19 protein-coding genes are annotated in these 22,151 nt (G+C 73.5%); 8 read left to right on the forward strand and 11 right to left on the reverse strand.

Translation table 11 applies throughout. The features are described 5' to 3' along the window. Window positions 1-35 precede the first annotated feature (35 nt). Together ABT026_RS23475 and ABT026_RS23480 are read right to left on the reverse strand one after the other, a co-directional pair. Window positions 36-1,289 carry a L,D-transpeptidase gene (locus ABT026_RS23475; RefSeq protein ID WP_351117106.1) on the reverse strand — a complete coding sequence of 418 codons (1,254 nt, stop codon included), beginning with the start codon at window positions 1,287-1,289 and terminating at the stop codon, window positions 36-38. 212 nt (window positions 1,290-1,501) lie between these two features. Beyond that, a complete protein-coding gene (locus ABT026_RS23480) occupies window positions 1,502-1,897 on the reverse strand; it encodes a hypothetical protein (protein ID WP_351117070.1) in 396 nt (131 codons plus the stop codon). 130 nt (window positions 1,898-2,027) lie between these two features. Here ABT026_RS23480 and ABT026_RS23485 point away from each other — a divergent pair, with 130 nt between their 5' ends. Continuing rightward, window positions 2,028-2,360 (forward strand): hypothetical protein, encoded by a 333-nt coding sequence (locus ABT026_RS23485; protein WP_502968039.1) that lies wholly within the window; start codon window positions 2,028-2,030, stop codon window positions 2,358-2,360. Window positions 2,361-2,430: 70 nt separating this feature from the next. Continuing rightward, the gene (locus ABT026_RS23490; RefSeq protein ID WP_351117073.1) at window positions 2,431-3,177 is read left to right on the forward strand and encodes a hypothetical protein; all 747 of its coding nucleotides are present in this window, start codon (window positions 2,431-2,433) and stop codon (window positions 3,175-3,177) included. Between the two features lie 51 nt (window positions 3,178-3,228). Here ABT026_RS23490 and hutH read toward each other — a convergent pair whose 3' ends face one another. The 6 genes from hutH to ABT026_RS23520 form a co-directional block, all read right to left on the reverse strand. Continuing rightward, window positions 3,229-4,797, reverse strand: a complete 1,569-nt coding sequence (gene hutH / locus ABT026_RS23495) for a histidine ammonia-lyase (RefSeq protein ID WP_351117075.1) — start codon at window positions 4,795-4,797, stop codon at window positions 3,229-3,231. Between the two features lie 10 nt (window positions 4,798-4,807). Beyond that, complete coding sequence (locus ABT026_RS23500; RefSeq protein ID WP_351117077.1) at window positions 4,808-6,052, reverse strand: GGDEF domain-containing protein; 1,245 nt, start codon at window positions 6,050-6,052, stop codon at window positions 4,808-4,810. Between the two features lie 90 nt (window positions 6,053-6,142). Continuing rightward, complete coding sequence (locus ABT026_RS23505; protein ID WP_351117078.1) at window positions 6,143-6,784, reverse strand: Maf family protein; 642 nt, start codon at window positions 6,782-6,784, stop codon at window positions 6,143-6,145. Then, window positions 6,781-6,927, reverse strand: a complete 147-nt coding sequence (gene mmpB / locus ABT026_RS23510; protein ID WP_351117080.1) for a morphogenic membrane protein MmpB — start codon at window positions 6,925-6,927, stop codon at window positions 6,781-6,783. Before mmpB ends, ABT026_RS23505 begins: the two co-directional genes overlap by 4 nt. Window positions 6,928-7,206: 279 nt before the next feature. After that, window positions 7,207-7,419 (reverse strand): acyl-CoA carboxylase epsilon subunit, encoded by a 213-nt coding sequence (locus ABT026_RS23515; protein WP_351117082.1) that lies wholly within the window; start codon window positions 7,417-7,419, stop codon window positions 7,207-7,209. Between the two features lie 14 nt (window positions 7,420-7,433). Next, window positions 7,434-9,038 carry an acyl-CoA carboxylase subunit beta gene (locus ABT026_RS23520; RefSeq protein ID WP_351117084.1) on the reverse strand — a complete coding sequence of 535 codons (1,605 nt, stop codon included), beginning with the start codon at window positions 9,036-9,038 and terminating at the stop codon, window positions 7,434-7,436. A 148-nt stretch (window positions 9,039-9,186) separates the two neighbouring features. On the opposite strand from ABT026_RS23520, the gene ABT026_RS23525 reads away from it, so the two are divergent. The 3 genes from ABT026_RS23525 (at window position 9,187) to ABT026_RS23535 (ending at window position 12,571) form a co-directional block, all read left to right on the forward strand. After that, window positions 9,187-10,080 carry a biotin--[acetyl-CoA-carboxylase] ligase gene (locus tag ABT026_RS23525; protein ID WP_351117086.1) on the forward strand — a complete coding sequence of 298 codons (894 nt, stop codon included), beginning with the start codon at window positions 9,187-9,189 and terminating at the stop codon, window positions 10,078-10,080. A 155-nt stretch (window positions 10,081-10,235) separates the two neighbouring features. Beyond that, a complete protein-coding gene (locus ABT026_RS23530; RefSeq protein ID WP_502968038.1) occupies window positions 10,236-11,660 on the forward strand; it encodes an adenylate/guanylate cyclase domain-containing protein in 1,425 nt (474 codons plus the stop codon). 59 nt (window positions 11,661-11,719) lie between these two features. Continuing rightward, entirely contained in the window at window positions 11,720-12,571 is an 852-nt protein-coding gene (locus ABT026_RS23535; RefSeq protein ID WP_351117088.1) for an enoyl-CoA hydratase/isomerase family protein, read from the forward strand. Between the two features lie 736 nt (window positions 12,572-13,307). Here ABT026_RS23535 and ABT026_RS23540 read toward each other — a convergent pair. Then, a complete protein-coding gene (locus ABT026_RS23540) occupies window positions 13,308-13,787 on the reverse strand; it encodes a hypothetical protein (RefSeq protein WP_351117090.1) in 480 nt (159 codons plus the stop codon). Window positions 13,788-14,214: 427 nt separating this feature from the next. On the opposite strand from ABT026_RS23540, the gene ABT026_RS23545 reads away from it, so the two are divergent. Beyond that, window positions 14,215-15,987, forward strand: coding sequence for an acetyl/propionyl/methylcrotonyl-CoA carboxylase subunit alpha (locus tag ABT026_RS23545; protein WP_351117092.1), 1,773 nt, complete (start codon window positions 14,215-14,217; stop codon window positions 15,985-15,987). 671 nt (window positions 15,988-16,658) lie between these two features. Here ABT026_RS23545 and ABT026_RS23550 read toward each other — a convergent pair. Beyond that, a complete protein-coding gene (locus tag ABT026_RS23550) occupies window positions 16,659-17,618 on the reverse strand; it encodes a DeoR/GlpR family DNA-binding transcription regulator (RefSeq protein WP_351117094.1) in 960 nt (319 codons plus the stop codon). Window positions 17,619-17,849: 231 nt separating this feature from the next. Next, window positions 17,850-19,286 (reverse strand): NAD(P)H-quinone dehydrogenase, encoded by a 1,437-nt coding sequence (locus tag ABT026_RS23555; RefSeq protein WP_351117096.1) that lies wholly within the window; start codon window positions 19,284-19,286, stop codon window positions 17,850-17,852. A 160-nt stretch (window positions 19,287-19,446) separates the two neighbouring features. Between ABT026_RS23555 and ABT026_RS23560 the strand changes: the two genes are divergently transcribed. Beyond that, on the forward strand, window positions 19,447-20,259 hold the full coding sequence (locus tag ABT026_RS23560) for a purine-nucleoside phosphorylase (protein ID WP_351117098.1): 813 nt from the start codon (window positions 19,447-19,449) through the stop codon (window positions 20,257-20,259). Window positions 20,260-20,461: 202 nt separating this feature from the next. Next, a complete protein-coding gene (locus ABT026_RS23565; RefSeq protein WP_351117100.1) occupies window positions 20,462-22,102 on the forward strand; it encodes a phospho-sugar mutase in 1,641 nt (546 codons plus the stop codon). Window positions 22,103-22,151: the final 49 nt, after the last annotated feature.

Consider the following 22,151-nt stretch of genomic DNA (forward strand, 5'->3'; position numbering starts at 1 on the left):
GCCACGTCAGGGCCGGGGGATCACCGCCGTCGGGATCAGACGGCGGAGCCCGCCACCCACTGGTCCCACGGCATGTTCCAGCCGTTGAACCCGTTGTCCGGGGCGACCGTCTTGTCGCCGGTGTTCTGGACGACCACCACGTCGCCGATCATCGAGTTGTCGAAGAACCAGGCGCCCGGCTTGTTCGGGTCCTTCGCGCCCTTGGCGTCCTCCAGGCCCACGCAGCCGTGGCTGGTGTTGACGTTGCCGAAGACGCCCTGGCCCCAGTAGTTGCCGTGGATGAAGGTGCCGGACGTGGTCAGCCGCATGGCGTGCGGCACGTCCTTGATGTCGTACTCGCCCTTGCCGTCGTCGTCGGTGAAGCCGACGGTCGAGCCGTCCATCCGGGTCTCCTTGAACTTCTCGGAGATCACCATCTGACCCTCGTAGGTCTTGTTGTCGGGCGAGCCGGCGGAGATGGGGATGGTGCGGATGGTCTCGCCGTTGCGCGTGACCTTCATCTGCTTGGTCTCGGCGTCGACGATGGAGACCTGGTTGCGGCCGATGTGGAAGGTGACGGTCTTCTGCTGGACGCCGTAGACGTTCGGCGCGCCCTCGACGCCGTCCAGCGCGAGCTTCATGGTGACCGTCGCCCCCTCCTTCCAGTAGTCCTGGGGACGGCAGTCCATCCGGGTCGTGCTGAACCAGTGGCAGGCGACCTCCTGGCCGCTGCTCACCGAGACGTCGACGCCCTGCTGGACGGCCTTCTTGTCGGTGATCTCCTTGTCGAACCTGATCGACACGGGCATGCCGACACCGACGGTGGAGCCGTCCTCGGGGGAGAAGTTGCCTATGAAGCTGTTGGTGGGCGAGACGGTGGTGAAGGTGGCGTTCTCGTGGGAGGCGCGGCCCTTGGAGTCCTCGGCCGTCACCGACATCTTGTAGGTGGTGGCCCGCTCGAGCTGCACGGAGGGCTTCCAGGAGGTCTTGTCGCCGGACATCTCGCCCTCGACCGCCTCGCCGTCCTTGGTCTTCACCTCGACCTCGGTCAGCTTGCCCTTCTTGACGGAGACGTGACCCGCGTTGTTGATCGACGCGTTGTCCGTGCCGTCCTTGGGCGTGATGGAGATCTCGGCGACCGACGTCTCCTTCGCGGCCGCCTCGTCGGCCCTCTCCTGGGCGTCCGGACGGGCAGGCTCGTCGCCCCCTCCACAACCGGACAGGACCATCACGCCGCCCAGAAGTGCGGACGCGACCGCCAGACCCCTGCGCCGCCGCCGCTCACCGACCGTCTTCACACGTATCTCCATCATCGCTGGTCACCCGACCCCGTGGGGAGGCCCCCGCCCGTGCCGCGGCCCGGTGCGGGCAGACATCCCCCTCAGCATTCTCAACGCCAGGACGGGCCGTTCCGGTTCCGTCTCGCGGTGAATTGTGCAATGCGCCACGCCGCGGACCGCCGGAACGGCCCGCGGAGGACCGGAAGACATCGTTCCGTAGGGGTCGCCTTCCCCGCCAGGGGTCAGCCGATGCCGATGCGAACCGTCACGTCCCCGCCTGCGACGGGACCGCCGGCCCGATCGCCGGGGAAGTCCTCCTCGTGCTCGCCATCATCGCCGTACAGGTCGCCGTCGAGCGAATCCAGGCCCCCGTCCACGTGCTCCGCGCTCCACGAGGTGTGGGTCAGCTCGATCCCCGGCAGCGCCCCCACCAGGTCGAACGGGTCGACGAGGTAGGCCAGGGCCTCCGCGGTGTCATGCGTCACCACGGCCCCGATCCGGCCCCGCTCGCCGTCCGGCAGGGCGCCGTCCGCGGCGATCCGGTCCTGTGCGGTGCGCCGGAGCGCCTCCGGGTCGTCGACCTCCACGATCAACTGGACGTCGAGACGGACAAAGCGGCTGTTTTCGGTTGCAGTCATGGCAGGGAGAGTACGGTGGTCCGGGCCCTCGGGTTTCCCGCGACCCGCGCCTTTCACTAGCATCAGGTCACACGGTCAATTCGCCAGCGCCACAAGGGGATCGATATCCGTGTCCACGACGCGCCGCTCACTGCTGACCGCCGCTGCCGCGGGTGCCCTGCTGGGCGCCCTCTCCTTCGTCCCGTCCGCCAACGCGACGATGACGCCGGAGGAACCGGAACCGCGGTCCGCCGCCGCTCCCGCCGCCGCGGGCGCGGAGGACGCCTCCGGGGTGCGCACCATGACCACCGTCTCCGACACCACCTCGACGTCGACCACGGTCCACTCCCAGGCCGACGGCACCGAGCTCGCCGACACCGGCGCGTTCGACACGACGCCGTACATCATGGGCGGCACCGCGTTCCTCGGTATCGGGGCGGCCTTCGTGGCGTACTCGGTCCGACGGGAGCGCATGGGGCTGTAGACGGAGAACCGCTCGGGACGCGGGCGTGCACTCCCTTGACCGCTTGTGACGGAGACCGCATAGTCCGACGGTGAAGATCACCCCGCGGGCGCGTACGGGCGCCGTCGCCGCCGCAGGCGCGGCGGCCCTGACCCTGGCTCTGTTCACCGGCTGCGGCTCCGGCGCCGAGGCCGCCGCATCCGCGCCCGTGGCGCTCTCCGAGAAGGAGCTCACCGCACTCGGTCTCACCGGGCACGACCTCGAGGGCTTCGCCGTCGAGGTCGTGCGGCAGGACAGGTCCGGCGCGAAGGACCAGGCGAAGCCCGACAGGTTCTGCGGGCCGCTCGCGCAGGTGTACAGGGGTGGCGCGGTCGGCACCCCGGCCGCCGAGACCGTCCGCGTGGCGCTACCAGATCCTGATCCTGGCGCGGACTTCAAGGAGGCGCTGCGGGTGGACGTCACCTCGGTCAACCTGGCCTCGTACAACGGGCAGGGCGCGCAGCGGGCGCTGAGAACGGTCGCCGACGCGGTCGAAGCCTGCCGCGAGTGGGTCAGCCGTACGGCACGGGACCGGAGCTCGACGGATTACACCGCCGTGACACCGCGGAAGGCGGTGGCCGCGAAGGGCGCCGACGAGGCCGTCGCCTTCTCGCTGAGCGGCAAGGGCCCGACCCCGAACTCCCCGACGACCAGCAGCGTCTACTGCCAGATGGTCCGCCACGGGAACACCGTGGTCACGTACGTCACCCTCAACATGGGCAAGATGACGGACGGCACGCCGTACGAGCTCGACGCCACGGTCGTCACCGCACAGTCGAAGAAGCTGAGCCGAGGCTGAAGCCGCCACCGGACCGGCCGATGAGGACCGGCCCGGTGGCGATGCGTGCCGTCAGCTCAGCGGGCCCGTGACCGCCGCGGCCGCGCGAGCGACGCCGCCCTCGCGGACGAAGGCCTCGGCCGCCGCGAGGTCGGGGGCGAGGTAGCGGTCCGGGCCGGGGCCCTCGACACCGGCCGCGCGGGCGGCCTCGACGACCGCCCAGGTGGCGGGCGCGGCGCCCAGCCCCGTGGCGGCGCGGCGCAGCTCCAGCGCGCGGGAGGCGGCGACCAGCTCCACGGCGACGACCCGGGCCAGGTTGTCGACCACGTGCCGCAGCTTGCGCGCCGCGGACCAGCCCATGGAGACGTGGTCCTCCTGCATCGCGCTGGAGGGGATGGAGTCCACCGAGGCGGGGACGGCGAGCCGCTTCAGCTCGCTGACCAGGGCCGCCTGGGTGTACTGGGCGATCATCAGCCCGGAGTCGACGCCGGGGTCGTCGGCGAGGAACGCGGGCAGCCCGTGCGAGCGGGCCTTGTCCAGCAGCCGGTCGGTGCGCCGCTCGGCGACGGAGGCCAGGTCGGCCGCGGCGATCGCGAGGAAGTCGAGGACGTAGGCGACCGGCGCGCCGTGGAAGTTGCCGTTGGACTCGACGCGGCCGTCCGGCAGCACCACCGGGTTGTCCACGGCTGCCGCCAGCTCCCTCCCGGCCACCAGCTCGGCGTGCGTGAGGGTGTCCCGGCCCGCGCCCGCCACCTGCGGGGCGCAGCGCACCGAGTAGGCGTCCTGCACCCGCGGCTCGTCGCCCTGGTGCTGTCCGGTCATCTCCGAGCCGTGCAGCACGGCCAGCATGTTGGCGGCGGAGTCCGCCTGGCCCGGATGCGGGCGGATGGCGTGCAGCTCGGGCGCCAGGACGCGCTCGGAGCCCAGCAGCGCCTCCAGGGTCATCGCGGCGGTGACGTCGGCGGAGGTGTACAGCAGGCGCAGGTCCGCCAGGGCCATCAGCAGCATGCCGAGCATGCCGTCGGTGCCGTTGAGGAGGGCCAGGCCCTCCTTCTCCTTGAGCTCGACGGGGCGCAGCCCGTGCGCCGCGAGCAGTTCGCGGACGGGGCGGAGCTCGCCGTCGGGGCCCTCGGCCTCGCCCTCGCCCATCAGGGCGAGCGCGCAGTGCGAGAGGGGGGCGAGGTCGCCGGAACACCCGAGGGAGCCGTACTCGTGCACCACGGGGGTGATGCCGGCGTTCAGCAGGTCCGCCATGGCCTGCGCGACCTCGGGGCGCACGCCGGTGCGGCCGGAGCAGACGGTCTTGAGCCGCAGGAACATCAGGGCGCGCACCACCTCGCGCTCGACCCGCGGGCCCATGCCGGCCGCGTGCGAGCGGACGATGTTGCGCTGGAGCCGGGTGCGCAGGTCCGGGCCGATGTGCCGGGTGGCCAGCGCGCCGAAGCCGGTGCTCACGCCGTAGACGGGATCGGGCTTGGCGGCGAGGGCGTCGATGACCTCGCGGGACGCGGTCAGTTCGCGCACCGCCTCGTCCGAGAGCTCCACGCGCGCGCCGTGCCGTGCCACGGCGAGCACCTGCTCGGGGGTGAGGCCGGAGGTTCCCACCACCACAGTTTCCGTCGAACCGGTGTGCATATCCATATTCAGGAGCCTAGAGCTTGAATTCATCGGTGTCATGGGTGGGTTGGGCCACACCGGGCGGCGCGTCCTTGAGGGGGCGGTCGGCGCCCGGCGGCGGGAGGTCCCGGCCACGCAGCGCGCGCCGCTCCCCGCCGCCCTCCGGCGGGGGCGCGTCGGCCAGCCGCAGGACCGGGTCCTGCGGCCCTTCGACGCCCGCGACCACGGGCCCGGCGGTGCGCCCGGCCTTGGCGCGGTACTGGGCGGCGTCGGCCAGCCGGAACAGCCGCCGCGCCGAGGTGACGGGGCCGACCGGCTCCTCCGTGGTGGCGATCCCGCAGGCCACGCCCTCGCCCAGTTCGAGGTCCCGGGCGCGCCGGCACAGCTCCTCGGCGGCGCGCACCACCTCCTCGGTGGACGGGCCGACCGCGATCAGGCAGAACTCGTCGCCGCCGAGGCGGGCGGCCAGCGCGTCGGGCAGCATCGCCCCGCACAGCGACAGCACCGAGCCGAACCGTTCCAGGAGGCGGTCGCCGGCCGCGTGACCGAGGGTGTCGTTGACCTGCTTGAGCCCGTTGAGGTCGCAGACCACCAGGCTGACCACGGCGCCCTCCTTGCGGTGCCGTTCGATGGCCTCGTCCAGGCGGGCGTCGACGGCGCGGCGGTTGGCGAGGCCGGTCAGGGCGTCGGTGAAGGCGAGGCGCTCGGCCTCCTCCAGGCGCTTCATCTGGGCGAGCCCGGCGGCGACCACGGCGGCCAGGACGGTGGCGAAGTCGGCGTCGGAGCGGCCGAAGACGGGCGCGCCCAGCGGCCGGGCCACGTACAGCTCGCCCCAGGCGCGGCCGTGCAGCACGATCGGCGCGATCACGCAGCAGCCGCGGCCCCGGCGGCGCAGCGCGGCGACCCGCTGGTGGCAGTACCCGGCGCGGTCGTCGGGGGACCCCTTCGCCGGGCCGCCGTCGACGGTCTCCACCCAGGCGTCCGGCTCCCCGCCGTTGGCCCAGCGCTCGTGCAGGAACTCGGTGATCTCCGGGAACTGGTGCACCGGGTAGGACTCGGAGCGGGGGAACTCCTCCTCGTCCGGGGCGCGCTCGCCGACGTTGACCAGGACGCGGAGCCGGCCCATCTCCCGCTCCCACACCGACAGCGCGGCGAAGCTGCCGCCCAGCGCGTGACTCGCGCCCAGGGCGGCGGCCCGCCAGGACTCCCGGGGCGTCCTGGCGGCGGCCATGCCCTGGGCCAGCGTGACGACCGCGCGCAGGCGGTTCTCCTCTGCCATGCCTTCAGGCTAGGGACGTTTCGCCGCAAACGTGACGTCGGAGAGCGAGCGGCAGTCACTTTCCGTGACGGGACCGCTCGGTGGACGGGGTCAGACCCAGAGCTCGGTGACGCTGACGTCGAGCTTGCCGAGCAGGCGCCGCAGGAGCGGGAGGCTGAGACCGATGACGTTGCCGTGGTCGCCGTCGATCCCCTCGACGAACGGCGCGGACCGCCCGTCCAGGGTGAACGCGCCCGCCACGTGCAGCGGCTCGCCGGTGGCGACGTAGGCGTCGATCTCCTCGTCGGTGGGGTCGCCGAAGCGGACCACAGTGGAGGCGGTGCCGGAGGTGTACCGGCCGGTGGTGGTGTCGTACACGCAGTGACCGGTCTGCAGGACGCCGGCGCGGCCCCGCATCGCCTTCCAGCGGGCGGTGGCCTCGGCGGCGTCGGCCGGCTTGCCCAGCGGTTCGCCGTCCAGGTCGAGCACGGAGTCGCAGCCGATCACCAGGGCGCCGGCCGCCTCGGGGCGGGCGGCGACCACGGATGCCTTGGCCTCGGCGAGCGCGAGGGCCAGCTCGGCGGGGGTGGGGGCGGTCACGGCGTCCTCGTCCACGCCGCTGACGATCACCTCGGGGGCGAACCCGGCCTGCCGGAGCAGTCCGAGCCGGGCGGGGGACTGGGACGCCAGGACGAGGCGGCGGGGCCGGCCGGCGGCGTGGCCTGCGGGCCGGTGGTCGATCTGATCGGTCATAGGGGCAGCGTATCGACGCCGAGGACCACCATGGCGAGGATCATCGCGAGGGCCATCAGGACGCCGAGCCGCCGGAGCATGACCTGCGTCCTGCGCAGTTCCTCGGGCGGCCCGGCCTGGGGATCGGGGTCGGACCAGAGCACACCACCGAGCATGCGGCCCCGCCCCGCCCGCCGCCTGAGTACGCGTACTCAGGCCGCCCCCGGCCTCCCCCGTCGCCCACGTCCCCGCAGGTCACACGGGTCACCGCGGTGGAGTGGCCCGCGTCACGGCACGGGCCGGGGCGGCGCGGCACGGGGCACTCGGGGCGGCACGGCGGGGCGCCGCGTCGCGGGAACGGCGCCGCGGGAACGGCGCAGGGGCCGGTGGTCGTCCACCGGCCCCTGCGTGTCGTTCGGCCCCGGCCTCCCTGGGGGTGCGGGTCAGGCGGGCCAGTAGGTGCGGGCCCAGGCGCCCGGGCCCGGCTGCGGGAGCCGGCGCGCGGCCAGGGCGGCCGGGTCGGACCAGGCGTCCCGCGTCCCGTCGGCCCCCTCCCCCGGCGCCGCGGCGACGGCCGCGGCGCGGGCTCGGACCACCGCCAGTGCGGCGGCCAGCTCCTCGGGTGTCGGGTTGCCGCGCACGACCTTGATCGTCATAGCCAGGACCCTTCCTAGAGCGGGATGTTGCCGTGCTTCTTCGGCGGAAGTGATTCCCGCTTGGTGCGCAGATGACGCAGCCCGCGGACGATCTGCGAGCGGGTCTGGGACGGCGCGACCACCGCGTCCACGTAACCGTTCTCCGCGGCGATGTACGGGTTCAGCAGCGTGTCCTCGTACTCCTGGATCAGCCGCGCCCGCACCGCCTCGAGATCCTCGCCGTTGGCCTCGGCCTCGGCCAGCGTCCTGCGGTGCAGGATGTTGACCGCGCCCTGCGCGCCCATCACCGCGATCTGCGCCGTCGGCCACGCCAGGTTGAGGTCGGCGCCCAGGTGCTTGGAGCCCATCACGTCGTACGCGCCGCCGAACGCCTTCCGGGTGATCACGGTGATCAGCGGGACGGTGGCCTCCGCGTAGGCGTAGATCAGCTTGGCGCCGCGGCGGATGATGCCGTCGTGCTCCTGGCCGACGCCCGGCAGGAAGCCGGGCACGTCCACGAACGTCAGCACCGGCACGTTGAAGGCGTCACACGTCCGGACGAACCGTGCCGCCTTCTCGCTGGCCTTGATGTCCAGGCAGCCGGCGAACTGCATCGGCTGGTTGGCGACCACGCCCACCGGGCGGCCCTCGACGCGGCCGAAGCCGGTGAGGATGTTCGGCGCGAACAGCGGCTGCGTCTCGAAGAACTCCCCGTCGTCCAGGATGTGTTCGAGCACGGTGTGCATGTCGTACGGCTGGTTGGCGCTGTCCGGGATCAGCCGGTCGAGCTCCAGGTCCTCGTCGGTGACCGTGAGGTCGGCCTCCTCCGGGAAGGACGGCGCCTCGCTCAGGTTGTTCGACGGCAGGTACGACAGCAGCTGCTTGACGTACTCGACCGCGTCCTTCTCGTCGCCGGCCATGTGATGGGCCACGCCCGACAGGGAGTTGTGGGTGTGCGCGCCGCCCAGCTCCTCGAAGCCGACGTCCTCGCCGGTGACCGTCTTGATGACGTCGGGGCCGGTGATGAACATGTGCGAGGTCTTGTCGACCATCACGGTGAAGTCGGTGATGGCGGGCGAGTACACCGCGCCGCCCGCGCACGGGCCGACGACCAGGCTGATCTGCGGGATCACGCCCGAGGCGTGCGTGTTGCGGCGGAAGATCTCGCCGTACGCGCCCAGCGAGGCCACGCCCTCCTGGATGCGGGCGCCGCCGGAGTCGTTGATGCCGATGACCGGGCAGCCGGTCTTCAGCGCGAAGTCCATCACCTTGGCGATCTTCTGCCCGTAGACCTCGCCGAGGGCTCCGCCGAAGACGGTGAAGTCCTGGGAGAACACCGCGACCGGGCGGCCGTCGACGGTGCCGTAGCCGGTCACCACGCCGTCGCCGTACGGCCGGTTCCGCTCCAGGCCGAAGTTGGTGGAACGGTGCCGGGCGAACTCGTCGAGTTCCACGAACGAGCCGTCGTCCATGAGGAGTTCGATCCGCTCACGGGCGGTCAGCTTGCCCTTGGCGTGCTGCTTCTCCACCGCCTTGCCCGAACCGGCGTGCGTGGCCTGCTCGATGCGGTTCCGGAGATCCGCCAGCTTGCCCGCGGTGGTGTGAATGTCGCCCTGCTGCAGCTCTTCCGGCTCGGCCATCGGGGGTGCGGCTCCCTGCTGGTGGTGTGTTTGACGTCGGTGTTCGGCGTGGAGGGGGGTGTCGGCGGGAGGATGGTTACTCAGCCGTAGCGTAATGGCGGACCGCCCGTCCGGCAGTGCGGCGTATCCCACACCTACGCTGGGTTGCATGACGCCGCGTGATCGCTCAGAACGCCCTTCCTCCCCCGGCGACGGGGTCCCGGCCGCAGGCCGCTGGTCGGACCTCGACCGCCCGCCCCTGAACGCCGCCGCGCTGCGGCGGGCGCTGGTGCGGGAGGACTCCGTGTGGACCGCCCTCGACGTCGTGCCGGTCACCGGCTCCACCAACTCCGACCTGGTCGCGGCGGCGCGCGCGGGCCGGGCCGAGGAGGGCGCGGTGCTGGTGGCCGAGGAGCAGTCCGCGGCGCGCGGGCGGCTGGACCGGGTGTGGTCGGCGCCCGCCCGCTCGGGGCTGTTCTTCTCCGTGCTGCTGGCCCCCAACGACGTCCCGGTCACCCGCTGGGGATGGCTGCCGCTGCTCACCGGCGTCGCGGTGGCGACCGGTCTGGCCCGCACGGCCGGCCTCGACACGGCCCTGAAGTGGCCCAACGACCTGCTGGTCACGGTCGACGGGCAGGAGCGCAAGGCCGGCGGGATCCTCGCGGAACGGGCCGGCACCGAGGGCGTGGTGGTGGGCGTCGGCCTCAACGTCACGCTCCGTGCGGACGAGCTGCCCGTGCCGACGGCGGGCTCCCTCGCGCTGGCGGGCGCGGAGGTCACCGACCGCGACACGCTGCTGCGCGGCGTCCTGCGCTCCCTGGAGCAGTGGTACACCCGCTGGCGGGTGGTCGGCGGCGACCCCGAGATGAGCGGGCTCCTGGAGACGTACGCGGCGGGCTGCGCGACCCTCGGGCGGCAGGTGCGCGCCCAGCTGCCGGGCGGCGACGACCTGGTGGGCGAGGCCACCGCGCTCGACGGCGACGGCCGCCTCGTCATCACCGCCGCCGACGGCTCCCGCCACCCCGTCTCCGCCGGCGACATCGTCCACCTCCGCCCGGCGTGACGAGGGCCCGCCCACGCGGGGTGGTGAGGGCCGCGGAGCGGTGCGCCCGGGGCACACCACTCCGGCGGTGCGATCGGGGAGTGAGCTGCGGCACACCTGCCGTAGAGTTGAGGCCGGTCCAAACCTGACCTCGGCAGATCGGAAGGGCAACAGGCGTGACCGTCGACGACGCGGGCTCCGGCACCGGCGGACATCCCGGACCGGACGGCGACCCCCGGCCCGGCCCCGGCCGCGCTGCCGACCGCTCCGCCGACGCCTCCCTGGGCCCCCGGCCCGCCGACGCGGAGGCCGCGGGCGACTCCGGCTCCCACTCCGGCCCGGCCTCCGAGTCCGGCCCGGGCTCCGGCTCCGGGTCCCGTGACTCCGACGGCTCCGACGGTTCCGCGGCACCCGCCGACGACGGCTCCGAGGGTGAGGGCGCCGCCGGGTCCACGGACGGCGACAGCCGGCCCGGCAGAGCCGGCGACGAGCGCCCCTTCTCCGGCTCCGACCGCGGCGAGGAACCCACCGCCGCCGACCGCACCGCCGCGCAGAACACCACGGGCACGTCCGACGAGGACCCGCTGGCCCTGCGCCTGGAGTCCCTGATCCTCGGTGCCGAGCGCCGCTACAGCCCCTTCCAGGCGGCCCGGAGCGCGGGCGTCTCCATGGAGCTGGCCTCCCGCTTCTGGCGCGCCATGGGCTTCGCCGACATCGGCCAGGCCAAGGCCCTCACCGAGGCCGACGTGCTCGCCCTGCGCCGCCTCGCCGGTCTCGTCGAGGCGGGCCTGCTCAGCGAGGCCATGGCGGTCCAGGTCGCCCGCTCGACCGGCCAGACCACCGCCCGTCTGGCGGAATGGCAGATCGATTCCTTTCTGGAGGGCCTCACCGAGCCCCCCGAGCCGGGCATGACCCGCACCGAGGTGACCTACCCGCTCATCGAGCTGCTCCTGCCCGAGCTTCAGGAGTTCCTCGTCTACGTCTGGCGCCGCCAGCTCGCCGCCGCGACCGGGCGCGTCATCCAGACGGCCGACGACGAGGAGATGGTCGACCGCCGCCTGTGCGTCGCCTTCGCCGACCTGGTCGGCTTCACCCGGCTGACCCGCCGCCTCGAGGAGGAGGAGCTGGGCGAGCTGGTGGAGGCGTTCGAGACGACCGCCGCCGACCTGGTCGCCGCGCACGGCGGCCGGCTGGTGAAGACCCTCGGCGACGAGGTCCTCTACGTCGCCGACGACGCGGGGGTCGCCGCCGACATCGCGCTGCGTCTGATCGAGACCCTCTCCCACGACGAGACCATGCCCGAACTGCGCGTCGGCATGGCCTTCGGCACCGTCACCACCCGGATGGGCGACGTCTTCGGCACGACGGTGAACCTGGCCTCCCGCCTCACCTCCATAGCCCCGAAGGACGCCGTCCTGGTCGACAGCGAGCTGGCTCAGGAGCTGCGCCGCACCCAGGACGCGCCGGCCGCCGAGGAGCAGGTCAAGGAGGACGAGGAGGAGCGGTACCGGTTCGCCCTGCAGCCCATGTGGCAGCGGCCGGTGCGTGGCCTCGGCGTGGTCGAGCCGTGGCTGCTCACCCGGCGGGGCAACCGTCCCTGACGCCCTGAGATGATCCCCGGCGACAACAGTGCAGTCGTCGAACCGGGAGGTCGTCCACCATGAGCGAGCACCAGGCCCCAGCGGAACGCGCGCGGGGCGCGGAGCAGGCGGAGCCGAAGGACGGCGAGCGGTACGGGGAGTTCGTGCGGGTGGTCCGGCACGGGTACGTCGCCGAGCTGGTGCTGGACCGTCCGCGGGCGATGAACGCGGTCTCCACGGACATGGCCCGCTCCCTCACCGCCGCCTGCGACGCGCTGTCGGCGGCCCCGGACGCCCGCGTCGTCGTGCTGACCTCCAGTCACGAGCGGGCGTTCTGCGTGGGCGCGGACCTCAAGGAGCGGAACGGCTTCAGCGACGCGCAGCTGCGGCTTCAGCGGCCCGTCAACCGGGCCGCGTACACGGGCGTGCTGGAACTGCCGATGCCGACGATCGCCTCGGTGCACGGCTTCGCCCTGGGCGGCGGCTTCGAGATCGCGCTCTCCTGCGACCTGATCGTCGCGGACCGCACGGCGGTGGTGGGGCTGCCGGAGGTGTCGGTGGGCGTCATCCCCGGCGGCGGCGGCACGCAGCTGCTGCCGCGCCGGGTGGGCGCGGCGCGGGCCGCCGAGCTCATCTTCACCGCGCGGCGGGTGGAGGCGGCCGAGGCCCGTGAACTGGGCCTGGTCGACCTGCTCGTCGACGAGGGCACGGACCGCGAGGAATCCCTGGCCCTCGCCGCACGGATCGCCGCGAACTCCCCGGTGGGCCTGCGCGCCGCCAAGCGGGCGATGCGGCTCGGCTGGGGCAAGGACCTCCCCTCCGGCCTCGACCTCGAGGACAACGCGTGGCGCACGGTGGCGTTCTCCGGCGACCGCGCGGAGGGGGTCGCCGCGTTCAACGAGAAGCGCCGCCCGAACTGGCCCGGCGAGTAGACCGCAACCGGGCCGGGCCACAGTTGTGCGGCACGGCCCGGCCCGGCCCGGCTGAAGGGCACGCGAAGGCGGCGTCCGGCGGTGCCGGAGCGGCGGCCCGGGCACACCCGCACCGGCGTCCGCCGCCTCGCAAGCGGGTCGGGGCGCGGTGGGGCGGAACGTGACCCGGCTCGACGGCGGGTCGGGGCGCGGTGGGGCGAGGCTCGAGCGCCCGGTTCGGCCGGCGCCGCCCCGGACGATGTGTCACTCCGGCGCGAGCGCCGGGGTCGACTCCCGCTGTGCTGCGGCTCGACGGGAGGCGGGTCTGCGGTGGAGCGGCGCCTGCCCGGCTCGACAGCAGGTCGAGCGGCGGTGGAGCGGTGCTTGCGCCCTCTCTACGGAGGGTCGGGCCGGGGTCGAAGGAGGCTCATACGCCTCGACGGCGGGTCGGGCCTTGGTGCAGCGGGGCTCGCACCGCCTCGACGACGGCTCGGGTCGCGACGGAGCGGGGGCTGACCCGGCTCGACGACGGCTCGGGTCGCGACGGAGCGGGGGCTGACCCGGCTCGGCGGCGGGTCGAGGCGCGGTGGAGGGATGGGCGAGACGCCCCCGTCGCCGGCCCCGTGAACGGCACGCGGGTGGTGCGCCGAACGGGGCGCCGGGGACGGCGGCCGGGACGGCACCGGCCGGGTGAACCGGTGGTGCCGCCCCAACGCGCATCGGCGGCGCCCCGCCCGGCTCCCGTCGTGCGGCGGGGTCAGCCCGCGACGGCCGGCGCCGGGTCGGACGGTGCCGCCGGCGGCTGCTCGGCCCCGGGGCCGGAGGCGGCGTCGGGGCCGGCGACCCGCGGCCGTCCCGGCGAGGACAGGAAGAGGAGGATCAGCACCAGCACCGCCGCGAGGACCGCGAACGCCTTCACCCCCACCAGCGCGAACGCCGCCGCGCCGAGGACTCCGTGCACCACGGCCACCGTCACCAGCAGCCCCGTGGCGAACCGTCCCGGCGCGCGGTTGCGGACCGCGGAGACCACGACCAGCACGCCGCACCCCACGAAGAAGAGGGCGAACAGCACCGCCCCGACGCGCGACGACCGCGCCACCATGTCCGGGTCGAGGCCCGCCAGAGACATCTGCTGGTTCTGCACCATCATGGCCAAGAACCAGTTGAGCCACGCCACCCCGGCCGCCTCGGCGAACATCGCCACCGCCAGGACGAAGCCCACCGTCCTGCGCACCACCGGCCCCACCCACTTCCGCTGATTCCGCCGTGCCCTGGGGCTGGAAGAGCCCTCCGCAAGGCTCCCATTGACCCGCCCGGCGTATTACCCGGGGTACTTCCCAAGGTGGCGTGAACGTTACTCACGGGTAAGAGAAGCGACAAGAGTTCCGGCGACCGCAAAGATTCCACGAGGTGTTCGTAGGGACCCGACAAAGAAACACGGCCCGCGGCGGCGTGGCTTTACAGAGACCTGGGCCACATCGCCGGGCTAGGGTTTCCGGGGGGAGTCCCGCACCGCCCGGTGCTACAAGGGATTTCACGGTTCGGCACCCGCCGCCAGGCCCTCGCTTCACACTCCGTGTGGGCAAGCTCACCACTGTGTACGGGTCGTAGTGACGTGTCGGCAGTCCCTAAACTCGGCTTGTTTCAAGGAGGGAGCCTCAATCGTGCGCAAGGTGCTCATCGCCAACCGTGGCGAAATCGCAGTCCGCGTCGCCCGGGCGTGCCGGGATGCCGGTATCGCGAGCGTGGCCGTGTATGCCGACCCCGACCGGGACGCTCTGCATGTGCGGGTCGCGGACGAGGCGTTCGCCCTCGGCGGTGACACCCCGGCGACCAGCTACCTGGACATCGCCAAGGTGCTCAAGGCCGCCGCGGACTCGGGCGCGGACGCGATCCACCCCGGCTACGGGTTCCTGTCCGAGAACGCGGAGTTCGCGCAGGCGGTGATCGACGCCGGGCTGAACTGGATCGGTCCGCCGCCGCAGGCCATCCGCGACCTCGGCGACAAGGTGGCCGCCCGTCACATCGCGCAGCGCGCGGGCGCCCCGCTGGTCGCCGGCACCCCGGACCCGGTGTCCGGCGCCGACGAGGTGGTGGCGTTCGCCAAGGAGCACGGCCTGCCCATCGCCATCAAGGCGGCGTTCGGCGGCGGCGGCCGCGGCCTGAAGGTCGCCCGCACCCTCGAAGAGGTGCCGGAGCTCTACGACTCCGCCGTCCGCGAGGCCGTCGCGGCCTTCGGCCGGGGCGAGTGCTTCGTCGAGCGCTACCTGGACAAGCCGCGTCACGTCGAGACCCAGTGCCTCGCCGACAAGCACGGCAACGTCGTCGTGGTCTCCACCCGTGACTGCTCCCTCCAGCGCCGCCACCAGAAGCTGGTCGAGGAGGCCCCCGCGCCGTTCCTCTCCGAGGCGCAGGTCGAGGAGCTGTACGCGGCGTCCAAGGCCATCCTCAAGGAGGCCGGCTACGTCGGTGCGGGTACCGTCGAGTTCCTGGTCGGCGCGGACGGCACGATCTCCTTCCTCGAGGTCAACACCCGTCTCCAGGTGGAGCACCCGGTGACCGAGGAGGTCGCCGGCATCGACCTGGTGCGCGAGATGTTCCGCATCGCCGACGGCGAGGAGCTCGGGTACGGCGACCCCGAACTGCGGGGCCACTCCTTCGAGTTCCGCATCAACGGCGAGGACCCGGGCCGCGGCTTCCTGCCCGCGCCGGGTACCGTCACCGTCTTCGAGGCGCCGTCCGGTCCGGGTGTCCGTCTGGACGCGGGCGTCGAGTCCGGCAGCGTCATCGGCCCGGCCTGGGACTCCCTGCTCGCCAAGCTGATCGTCACCGGCCGCACCCGCAAGGAGGCCCTTCAGCGGGCCGCGCGCGCCCTGGACGAGTTCAAGGTCGAGGGCATGGCCACCGCCATCCCGTTCCACCGCGCGGTGGTCCGTGACCCGGCGTTCGCCCCGGAGCTCACCGGCTCCGAGGACCCGTTCACCATCTACACCCGGTGGATCGAGAGCGAGTTCGTCAACGAGATCCCGCCGTTCGCGGCCCCCGCCGACGCCGAGGGCGACGACGAGGCCGACCGCGAGACGGTCGTGGTCGAGGTCGGCGGCAAGCGGCTGGAGGTCTCGCTGCCCTCCTCGCTCGGCATGTCCCTGGCCCGCACGGGGCTGGCCGCGGGCGCCAAGCCGAAGCGGCGCGCCGCGAAGAAGTCCGGGCCGGCCGCGTCCGGCGACACCCTCGCCTCGCCCATGCAGGGCACGATCGTCAAGGTCGCGGTCGAGGAGGGCCAGGAGGTCAAGGAAGGCGACCTGATCGTCGTCCTGGAGGCCATGAAGATGGAGCAGCCGCTGAACGCGCACCGGTCCGGCACGGTGAAGGGGCTCTCCGCGGAGATCGGCGCCTCCATCAGCTCCGGCGCCCCCATCTGCGAGATCAAGGACTGACCTCCCCCGGGAGCCTCCCGTCCACCCCGCCGCCCGCGCCCCCACCGGCGCGGGCGGCGTCGTTTCCCGGCGCCTCACCGGACACCACCGCCCGGCCACCGCCTCCGCCCCCTGCCCGGCCGGCCCGCGCGGGGAGGTGCCGGTGCCACCCCCTGCGGGCGGCTGGGCCGCCCAGGGGGCGATGGGGGTCCCCCCTGCTCGAGCGAAGCCGAGAGCTTGGGGGTGGGGGTACCCCCTGGACGAAGTCCTTGGGGGAGGCGGGCGCAGGGCGGCGCCTCCGCGGCGAGCGGCTCCCCCCACCCCGCGCAAGCCAACGGCACCGCACGCACGTGTCCTCACCGCAGCGCGACCTGAGCACCGGCCCAGGTGGACAGCACCGTTCTGTCCCCCGACCCGCCCCCTTCCCAGGAGGGACCTGAGGTTCCGGGGAGCGAACCGTCCCCCGAGTACGTGGGCCCCTGCGCCCACCCTCCCCCAGACTTCGTCCGGGGGGACCCCCATCGCCCAGCGGCACGATTGCCCGCAGGGGTGGAGGGGAGTGCACCCGGCGCCGCCCCCCGGGGGCGGGGCCCAGGGGGACGCGGTGTTTGCGCGGGCTTCGCCCTTGGGACGCGCCCCGCGAAAGGGAGCCCCCGCCCTCGTGAAAGGGAGGCCCCGTCACACGGGCGGGGTCAGCGGCGGCGCATGTCGGCGACGCGGGCCGCGGTCCGCTCCTGCTGGGCGCCCTCCCCGAGGACGGACGCGGCGCGAAGCTGCGGCCCCCCGGGCGCGTGCCCCCGCCGCGGCCCCGGCAGCGGCACGTCCCGCCGCTGACGCCCGCTCCCCGGCGGCTCCGCCCGCTCCGACCCCGGCGTCCCGGCCACCGCGATCTGCACCCCCTGATCGGCCAGCGCCTGCAACTCCGTCGCGGAGCGCTCGTCGTGACCCGGCGGCTCGTCCGTCACCAGACGGGTGATCAGCTCCGTCGGAACCGTCTGGAACATCGTGTCGGTGCCCAGCTTGGAGTGGTCCGCCAGGACCACCACCTCGGAGGCGGCCTGCACCAGCGCACGGTCGACGGACGCGGAGAGCATGTTGGACGTGGACAGGCCCCGCTCGGCGGTCAGGCCGCTGCCCGACAGGAAGGCCTTGGAGACCCGCAGCCCTTGCAGGGACTGCTCCGCCCCGCTGCCCACCAGCGCGTAGTTGGAGCCCCGCAGGGTGCCGCCGGTCATCACGACCTCCACCCGGTTGGCGTGGGCGAGCGCCTGCGCCACCAGCAGGGAGTTGGTGACCACCGTCAGGCCGGGCACCCGCGCGAGCCGGCGGGCCAGCTCCTGCGTAGTGGTGCCTGCCCCGACCACGATGGCCTCGCCCTCCTCGACGAAGCCCGCGGCGAGGTCGGCGATGGCGGTCTTCTCGGCGGTGGCGAGATGGGATTTCTGCGGGAAGCCCGACTCCCGCGTGAACCCGCCGGGCAGTACCGCACCGCCGTGACGGCGGTCGAGGAGTCCTTCTGCCTCCAGCGCGCGCACGTCCCGCCGCACGGTCACTTCGGAGGTCTGGACGACGCGGGCGAGCTCACGGAGCGACACCGCTCCGTTGGCGCGCACCATTTCGAGGATCAATTGACGACGTTCTGCAGCGAACACGAAACTGACAGTAACCCCAACGACCGCCGGGTTTCAGCAGTTTGCGGCGAATTGCAGAAGATGTACGCACTCGAAGGTCCAGGGTGGTATAAGGCGTCGCGCGGGGGACTATGCCACACGCATGGGCGACGACGGACCGTGATCGGCGAAGTCGGCCGGCTCCGCACGGGCCCCGGAAACGCCAAGCGCCGGCCCCGAGTTGGGGCCGGCGCTGCGCTGGAGAAGGGGGGGTCAGGACTTGCGGGTGTGCAGCTGGCGCGCCACCTCGGCGATGGAGCCGGACAGCGAGGGATACACCGTGAACGCGTTTGCGATCTGCTCCACGGTCAGGTTGTTGTCCACCGCGATGGAGATCGGGTGGATGAGCTCGGAGGCGCGCGGGGCGACCACCACGCCGCCGACCACGATCCCGGTGCCGGGCCGCGCGAAGATCTTCACGAAGCCGTCCCGGATGCCCTGCATCTTGGCGCGCGGATTGCGCAGCAGCGGCAGCTTCACCACCCGGGCGTCGATCTTGCCGGCGTCCACGTCGGCCTGGGTGTAGCCGACGGTGGCGATCTCCGGGTCGGTGAAGACGTTGGAGGAGACGGCCTTCAGGTTGAGCGGGGCCACCGCGTCGCCCAGGAAGTGGTACATCGCGATCCGGCCCTGCATGGCCGCCACCGAGGCCAGCGCGAAGACGCCGGTGACGTCGCCGGCCGCGTAGACGCCGGGCGCGGTGGTCCGGGAGACCTTGTCGGTCCAGATGTGGCCGGAGTCCTTCAGCCGGACGCCGGACTCCTCCAGGCCCATGTCGTGGGTGTTGGGGATCGCGCCGACCGCCATCAGGCAGTGCGTGCCGCTGATCACCCGGCCGTCGGAGAGGGTGACCTCCACCCGGTCGCCCACCCGCTTGGCGGACGCGGCGCGCGAGCGGGACATCACGTTCATGCCGCGCCGGCGGAACACGTCCTCCAGCACCGCGGCGGCGTCCGGGTCCTCGCCCGGCAGCACGCGGTCACGGCTGGAGACCAGCGTGACGCGGGAGCCCAGCGCCTGGTACGCGCCGGCGAACTCGGCGCCGGTGACGCCGGAACCGACCACGATGAGCTCCTCGGGGAGCTCGTCGAGGTCGTACACCTGGGTCCAGTTCAGGATCCGCTCGCCGTCGGGCCGGGCGTCGGGCACCTCACGGGGGTGACCGCCGGTGGCGATCAGCACGGCGTCCGCGGTGAGCGTCTCCTCGCTGCCGTCCACCGCCCGCACGACCACCTTGCGCGAGCCGTCGGCGGCCTGAAGGCCCTCCAGGCGGCCGCGGCCCCGCAGCACCCGGGCGCCCGCCCGGGTGACGGAGGCGGTGATGTCGTGCGACTGGGCCAGCGCCAGCCGCTTCACACGACGGTTCACCTTGCCGAGGTCCACGCCCACGACACGGGCGGGAGAGTCTATGTGCGGGGTGTCGTCGGCGACGATGATCCCCAGCTCCTCGTACGACGAGTCGAAGGTGGTCATCACCTCGGCCGTCGCGATGAGCGTCTTCGACGGCACGCAGTCGGTCAGCACCGACGCACCGCCCAGACCGTCCGCGTCGACGACGGTCACCTCCGCGCCGAGCTGCGCGGCGACCAGGGCCGCCTCGTATCCGCCGGGCCCGCCACCAATGATCACGATCCGAGTCACGTGCCCCATTGTCCCGCACCCTTCAAGATCACACCGCCCGGGGTCCGCCGACGCCACCTCGCGGGGGCGGCGGGGCCCCTGTGCGGGGACGGAAACGACACGGCAACGATCGGGCCGCGAACCCCCTCGGATCTACGCGCGTAGGGGTAGAAGGGATAGGGTCTGGCGGGTGAACGCTTCTCTTCTTCGGGACGACCCCTACGCGGCCGCCGCGGCGGCGGCCGACCGCCTCCGGCAGCTCACGGGCGCCGAGACCCACGACGTCGCCCTGGTGCTGGGTTCGGGCTGGGCCCCTGCCGTCGACGCCCTCGGCACTCCGGAGACCGATCTGGAGGTCACCGAGCTCCCCGGCTTCCCGCCCCCGGCGGTCGAAGGCCACGGCGGGCGCGTCCGGTCGTACCTGCTCGGCGACCGCCGGGTCCTGGTCTTCCTGGGCCGCACCCACTACTACGAGGGCCGCGGCGTCGCCTCCGTGGTCCACGGCGTGCGCACCGCGGCCGCCGCGGGCTGCCGCACGGTGGTCCTCACCAACGGCTGCGGCGGCCTGCGCGAAGGCATGCGTCCCGGCCAGCCGGTGCTGATCTCCGACCACATCAACCTGACGGCCACCTCCCCGATCGTCGGCGCGAACTTCGTGGACCTCACCGACCTGTACTCCACGCGCCTGCGCGAGCTGTGCCGTGAGGTCGACCCGAGCCTGGAGGAAGGCGTCTACGCGCAGTTCCCCGGCCCGCACTACGAGACGCCCGCCGAGATCCGGATGGCCCGCGCCATGGGCGCGGACCTGGTCGGCATGTCCACCACCCTCGAGGCGATCGCGGCCCGCGAGGCCGGCGCCGACGTGCTGGGCGTCTCCCTGGTCACCAACCTGGCGGCCGGCATGACCGGCGAGCCGCTCAACCACGAGGAGGTCCTGCAGTCCGGCCGCGACAGCGCCACCCGCATGGGCGAGCTCCTCGCCCGGCTGCTGCCGCGCCTCTGACGGCGCCGCGCCCCGCGCGCACCGGGGTGGGCCCGCACGAGGCTGCGGCTCCGCCCCGGCGGGCTTCCCGTCCCGGGGAGGTCGGCCCCCGGCAGGACGACCCGCCCCGGGCAGGCCGGGTTCACGGACCGGGAGCGGAATCCCCGTGCGGGGGAACCCGCCCCACCGCGAACCGAACACCGAACCGGAGGACGAACCCACCGTGCAGGACACCCTGATCGCCCGGGCGCAGGCCTGGCTCGCCGAGGACCCGGACCCGGACACCCGGGCGGAACTGAGCGCCCTGATCGAGGCGGGCGACGAGGCCGCGCTCGCCGAGCGTTTCGCCGGCACCCTCCAGTTCGGCACCGCCGGCCTGCGCGGCGAGCTGGGCGCGGGCCCAATGCGGATGAACCGCTCGGTGGTGATCCGCGCGGCCGCCGGCCTGGCCGCCTACCTGCGCGCCCGCGGCCAGGGCGACGGGCTGGTCGTCGTCGGCTACGACGCCCGGTACAAGTCCGCCGACTTCGCGCGGGACACCGCCGCCGTGATGACCGGCGCGGGTCTGCGCGCCGCCGTGCTCCCCCGGCCGCTGCCGACGCCGGTGCTGGCGTTCGCGATCCGCCACCTGGGCGCGGTGGCCGGCGTCGAGGTCACCGCGAGCCACAACCCGCCGCGGGACAACGGCTACAAGGTGTACCTGGGCGACGGCTCGCAGATCGTCCCGCCGGCAGACGCGGAGATCGCCGCCGAGATCGCGGCGGTGGCCTCGCTGCACGACGTGCCGCGGCCGGAGTCCGGCTGGGAGATCCTGGACGACTCCGTCCTGGACGCCTACCTGGCGCGCACCGACGCGGTGCTCGCGCCGGGCTCCGCCCGGACCGCCCGGACCGTCTACACGGCCATGCACGGCGTCGGCAAGGACGTGGTGCTGGCGGCCTTCGCCCGCGCCGGCTTCCCCGAGCCGGTGCTGGTCGCCGAGCAGGCGGAGCCCGACCCGGCCTTCCCGACCGTGGCCTTCCCCAACCCGGAGGAGCCGGGAGCGATGGACCTCGCCTTCGCCACCGCCCGCAAGGCCGACCCCGCCCCCGACCTGGTGATCGCCAACGACCCGGACGCGGACCGGTGCGCGGTCGCGGTGCCGGACGGCTCCGGCGACTGGCGGATGCTGCGGGGCGACGAGGTGGGCGCGCTGCTGGCCGCGCACCTGGTGTCCCGGGGCGCGCGTGGCACCTTCGCCGAGTCGATCGTGTCGTCCTCGCTGCTCGGCCGGATCGCCGGGGCGGCGGGCCTCGGGTACGAGGAGACGCTCACCGGCTTCAAGTGGATCTCCCGCGTGGAGGGCCTGCGCTACGGCTACGAAGAGGCCCTCGGCTACTGCGTCGACCCGGACGGCGTACGGGACAAGGACGGCGTCACCGCCGCGCTGGCGATCACCGAGCTGGCGTCCGGGCTCAAGGAGCAGGGGCGCACCCTGCTCGACCTGCTCGACGACCTCGCCGTGGAGCACGGTCTGCACGCGACCGACCAGCTGTCGGTGCGGGTCGCGGACCTGTCCGTCATCGCCGACGCGATGCGGCGGCTGCGGGAGAACCCGCCCACCCGCCTGGCCGGCCTCGCGGTCACCCGGGCCGAGGACCTGTCCGAGGGCACGGAGGCGCTGCCGCCGACCGACGGGCTGCGCTACACGCTGGACGGCGCGCGGGTGATCGTACGGCCGAGCGGCACGGAGCCGAAGCTGAAGTGCTACCTGGAGGCCGTGGTCCCGGTCGCGGACCACGCCGGTCTCCCCGCCGCCCGCGCCCGCGCCGCCGAGACCCTGGCCGCCCTCCGCACCGACCTGGCCGAGGCCGCAGGCCTCTGACGGAGGTGAGCCCCGGATTCACTGCTCCAGCAGTGAATCCGGGGCTCAC

Source organism: Streptomyces sp. NPDC002734, assembly GCF_040295685.1.
Taxonomy (GTDB): domain Bacteria; phylum Actinomycetota; class Actinomycetes; order Streptomycetales; family Streptomycetaceae; genus Streptomyces.

Bases quoted from the DNA above. Each gene is read 5' to 3' on its own strand.
- ABT026_RS23475 (WP_351117106.1), bottom strand. From the start codon at position 1,289: ATGGAGATACGTGTGAAGACGGTCGGTGAGCGGCGGCGGCGCAGGGGT.
- ABT026_RS23480 (WP_351117070.1), bottom strand. From the start codon at position 1,897: ATGACTGCAACCGAAAACAGCCGCTTTGTCCGTCTCGACGTCCAGTTG.
- hutH (WP_351117075.1), bottom strand. From the start codon at position 4,797: ATGGATATGCACACCGGTTCGACGGAAACTGTGGTGGTGGGAACCTCC.
- ABT026_RS23500 (WP_351117077.1), bottom strand. From the start codon at position 6,052: ATGGCAGAGGAGAACCGCCTGCGCGCGGTCGTCACGCTGGCCCAGGGC.
- ABT026_RS23505 (WP_351117078.1), bottom strand. From the start codon at position 6,784: ATGACCGATCAGATCGACCACCGGCCCGCAGGCCACGCCGCCGGCCGG.
- ABT026_RS23515 (WP_351117082.1), bottom strand. From the start codon at position 7,419: ATGACGATCAAGGTCGTGCGCGGCAACCCGACACCCGAGGAGCTGGCC.
- ABT026_RS23520 (WP_351117084.1), bottom strand. From the start codon at position 9,038: ATGGCCGAGCCGGAAGAGCTGCAGCAGGGCGACATTCACACCACCGCG.
- ABT026_RS23525 (WP_351117086.1), top strand. From the start codon at position 9,187: ATGACGCCGCGTGATCGCTCAGAACGCCCTTCCTCCCCCGGCGACGGG.
- ABT026_RS23535 (WP_351117088.1), top strand. From the start codon at position 11,720: ATGAGCGAGCACCAGGCCCCAGCGGAACGCGCGCGGGGCGCGGAGCAG.
- ABT026_RS23555 (WP_351117096.1), bottom strand. From the start codon at position 19,286: ATGGGGCACGTGACTCGGATCGTGATCATTGGTGGCGGGCCCGGCGGA.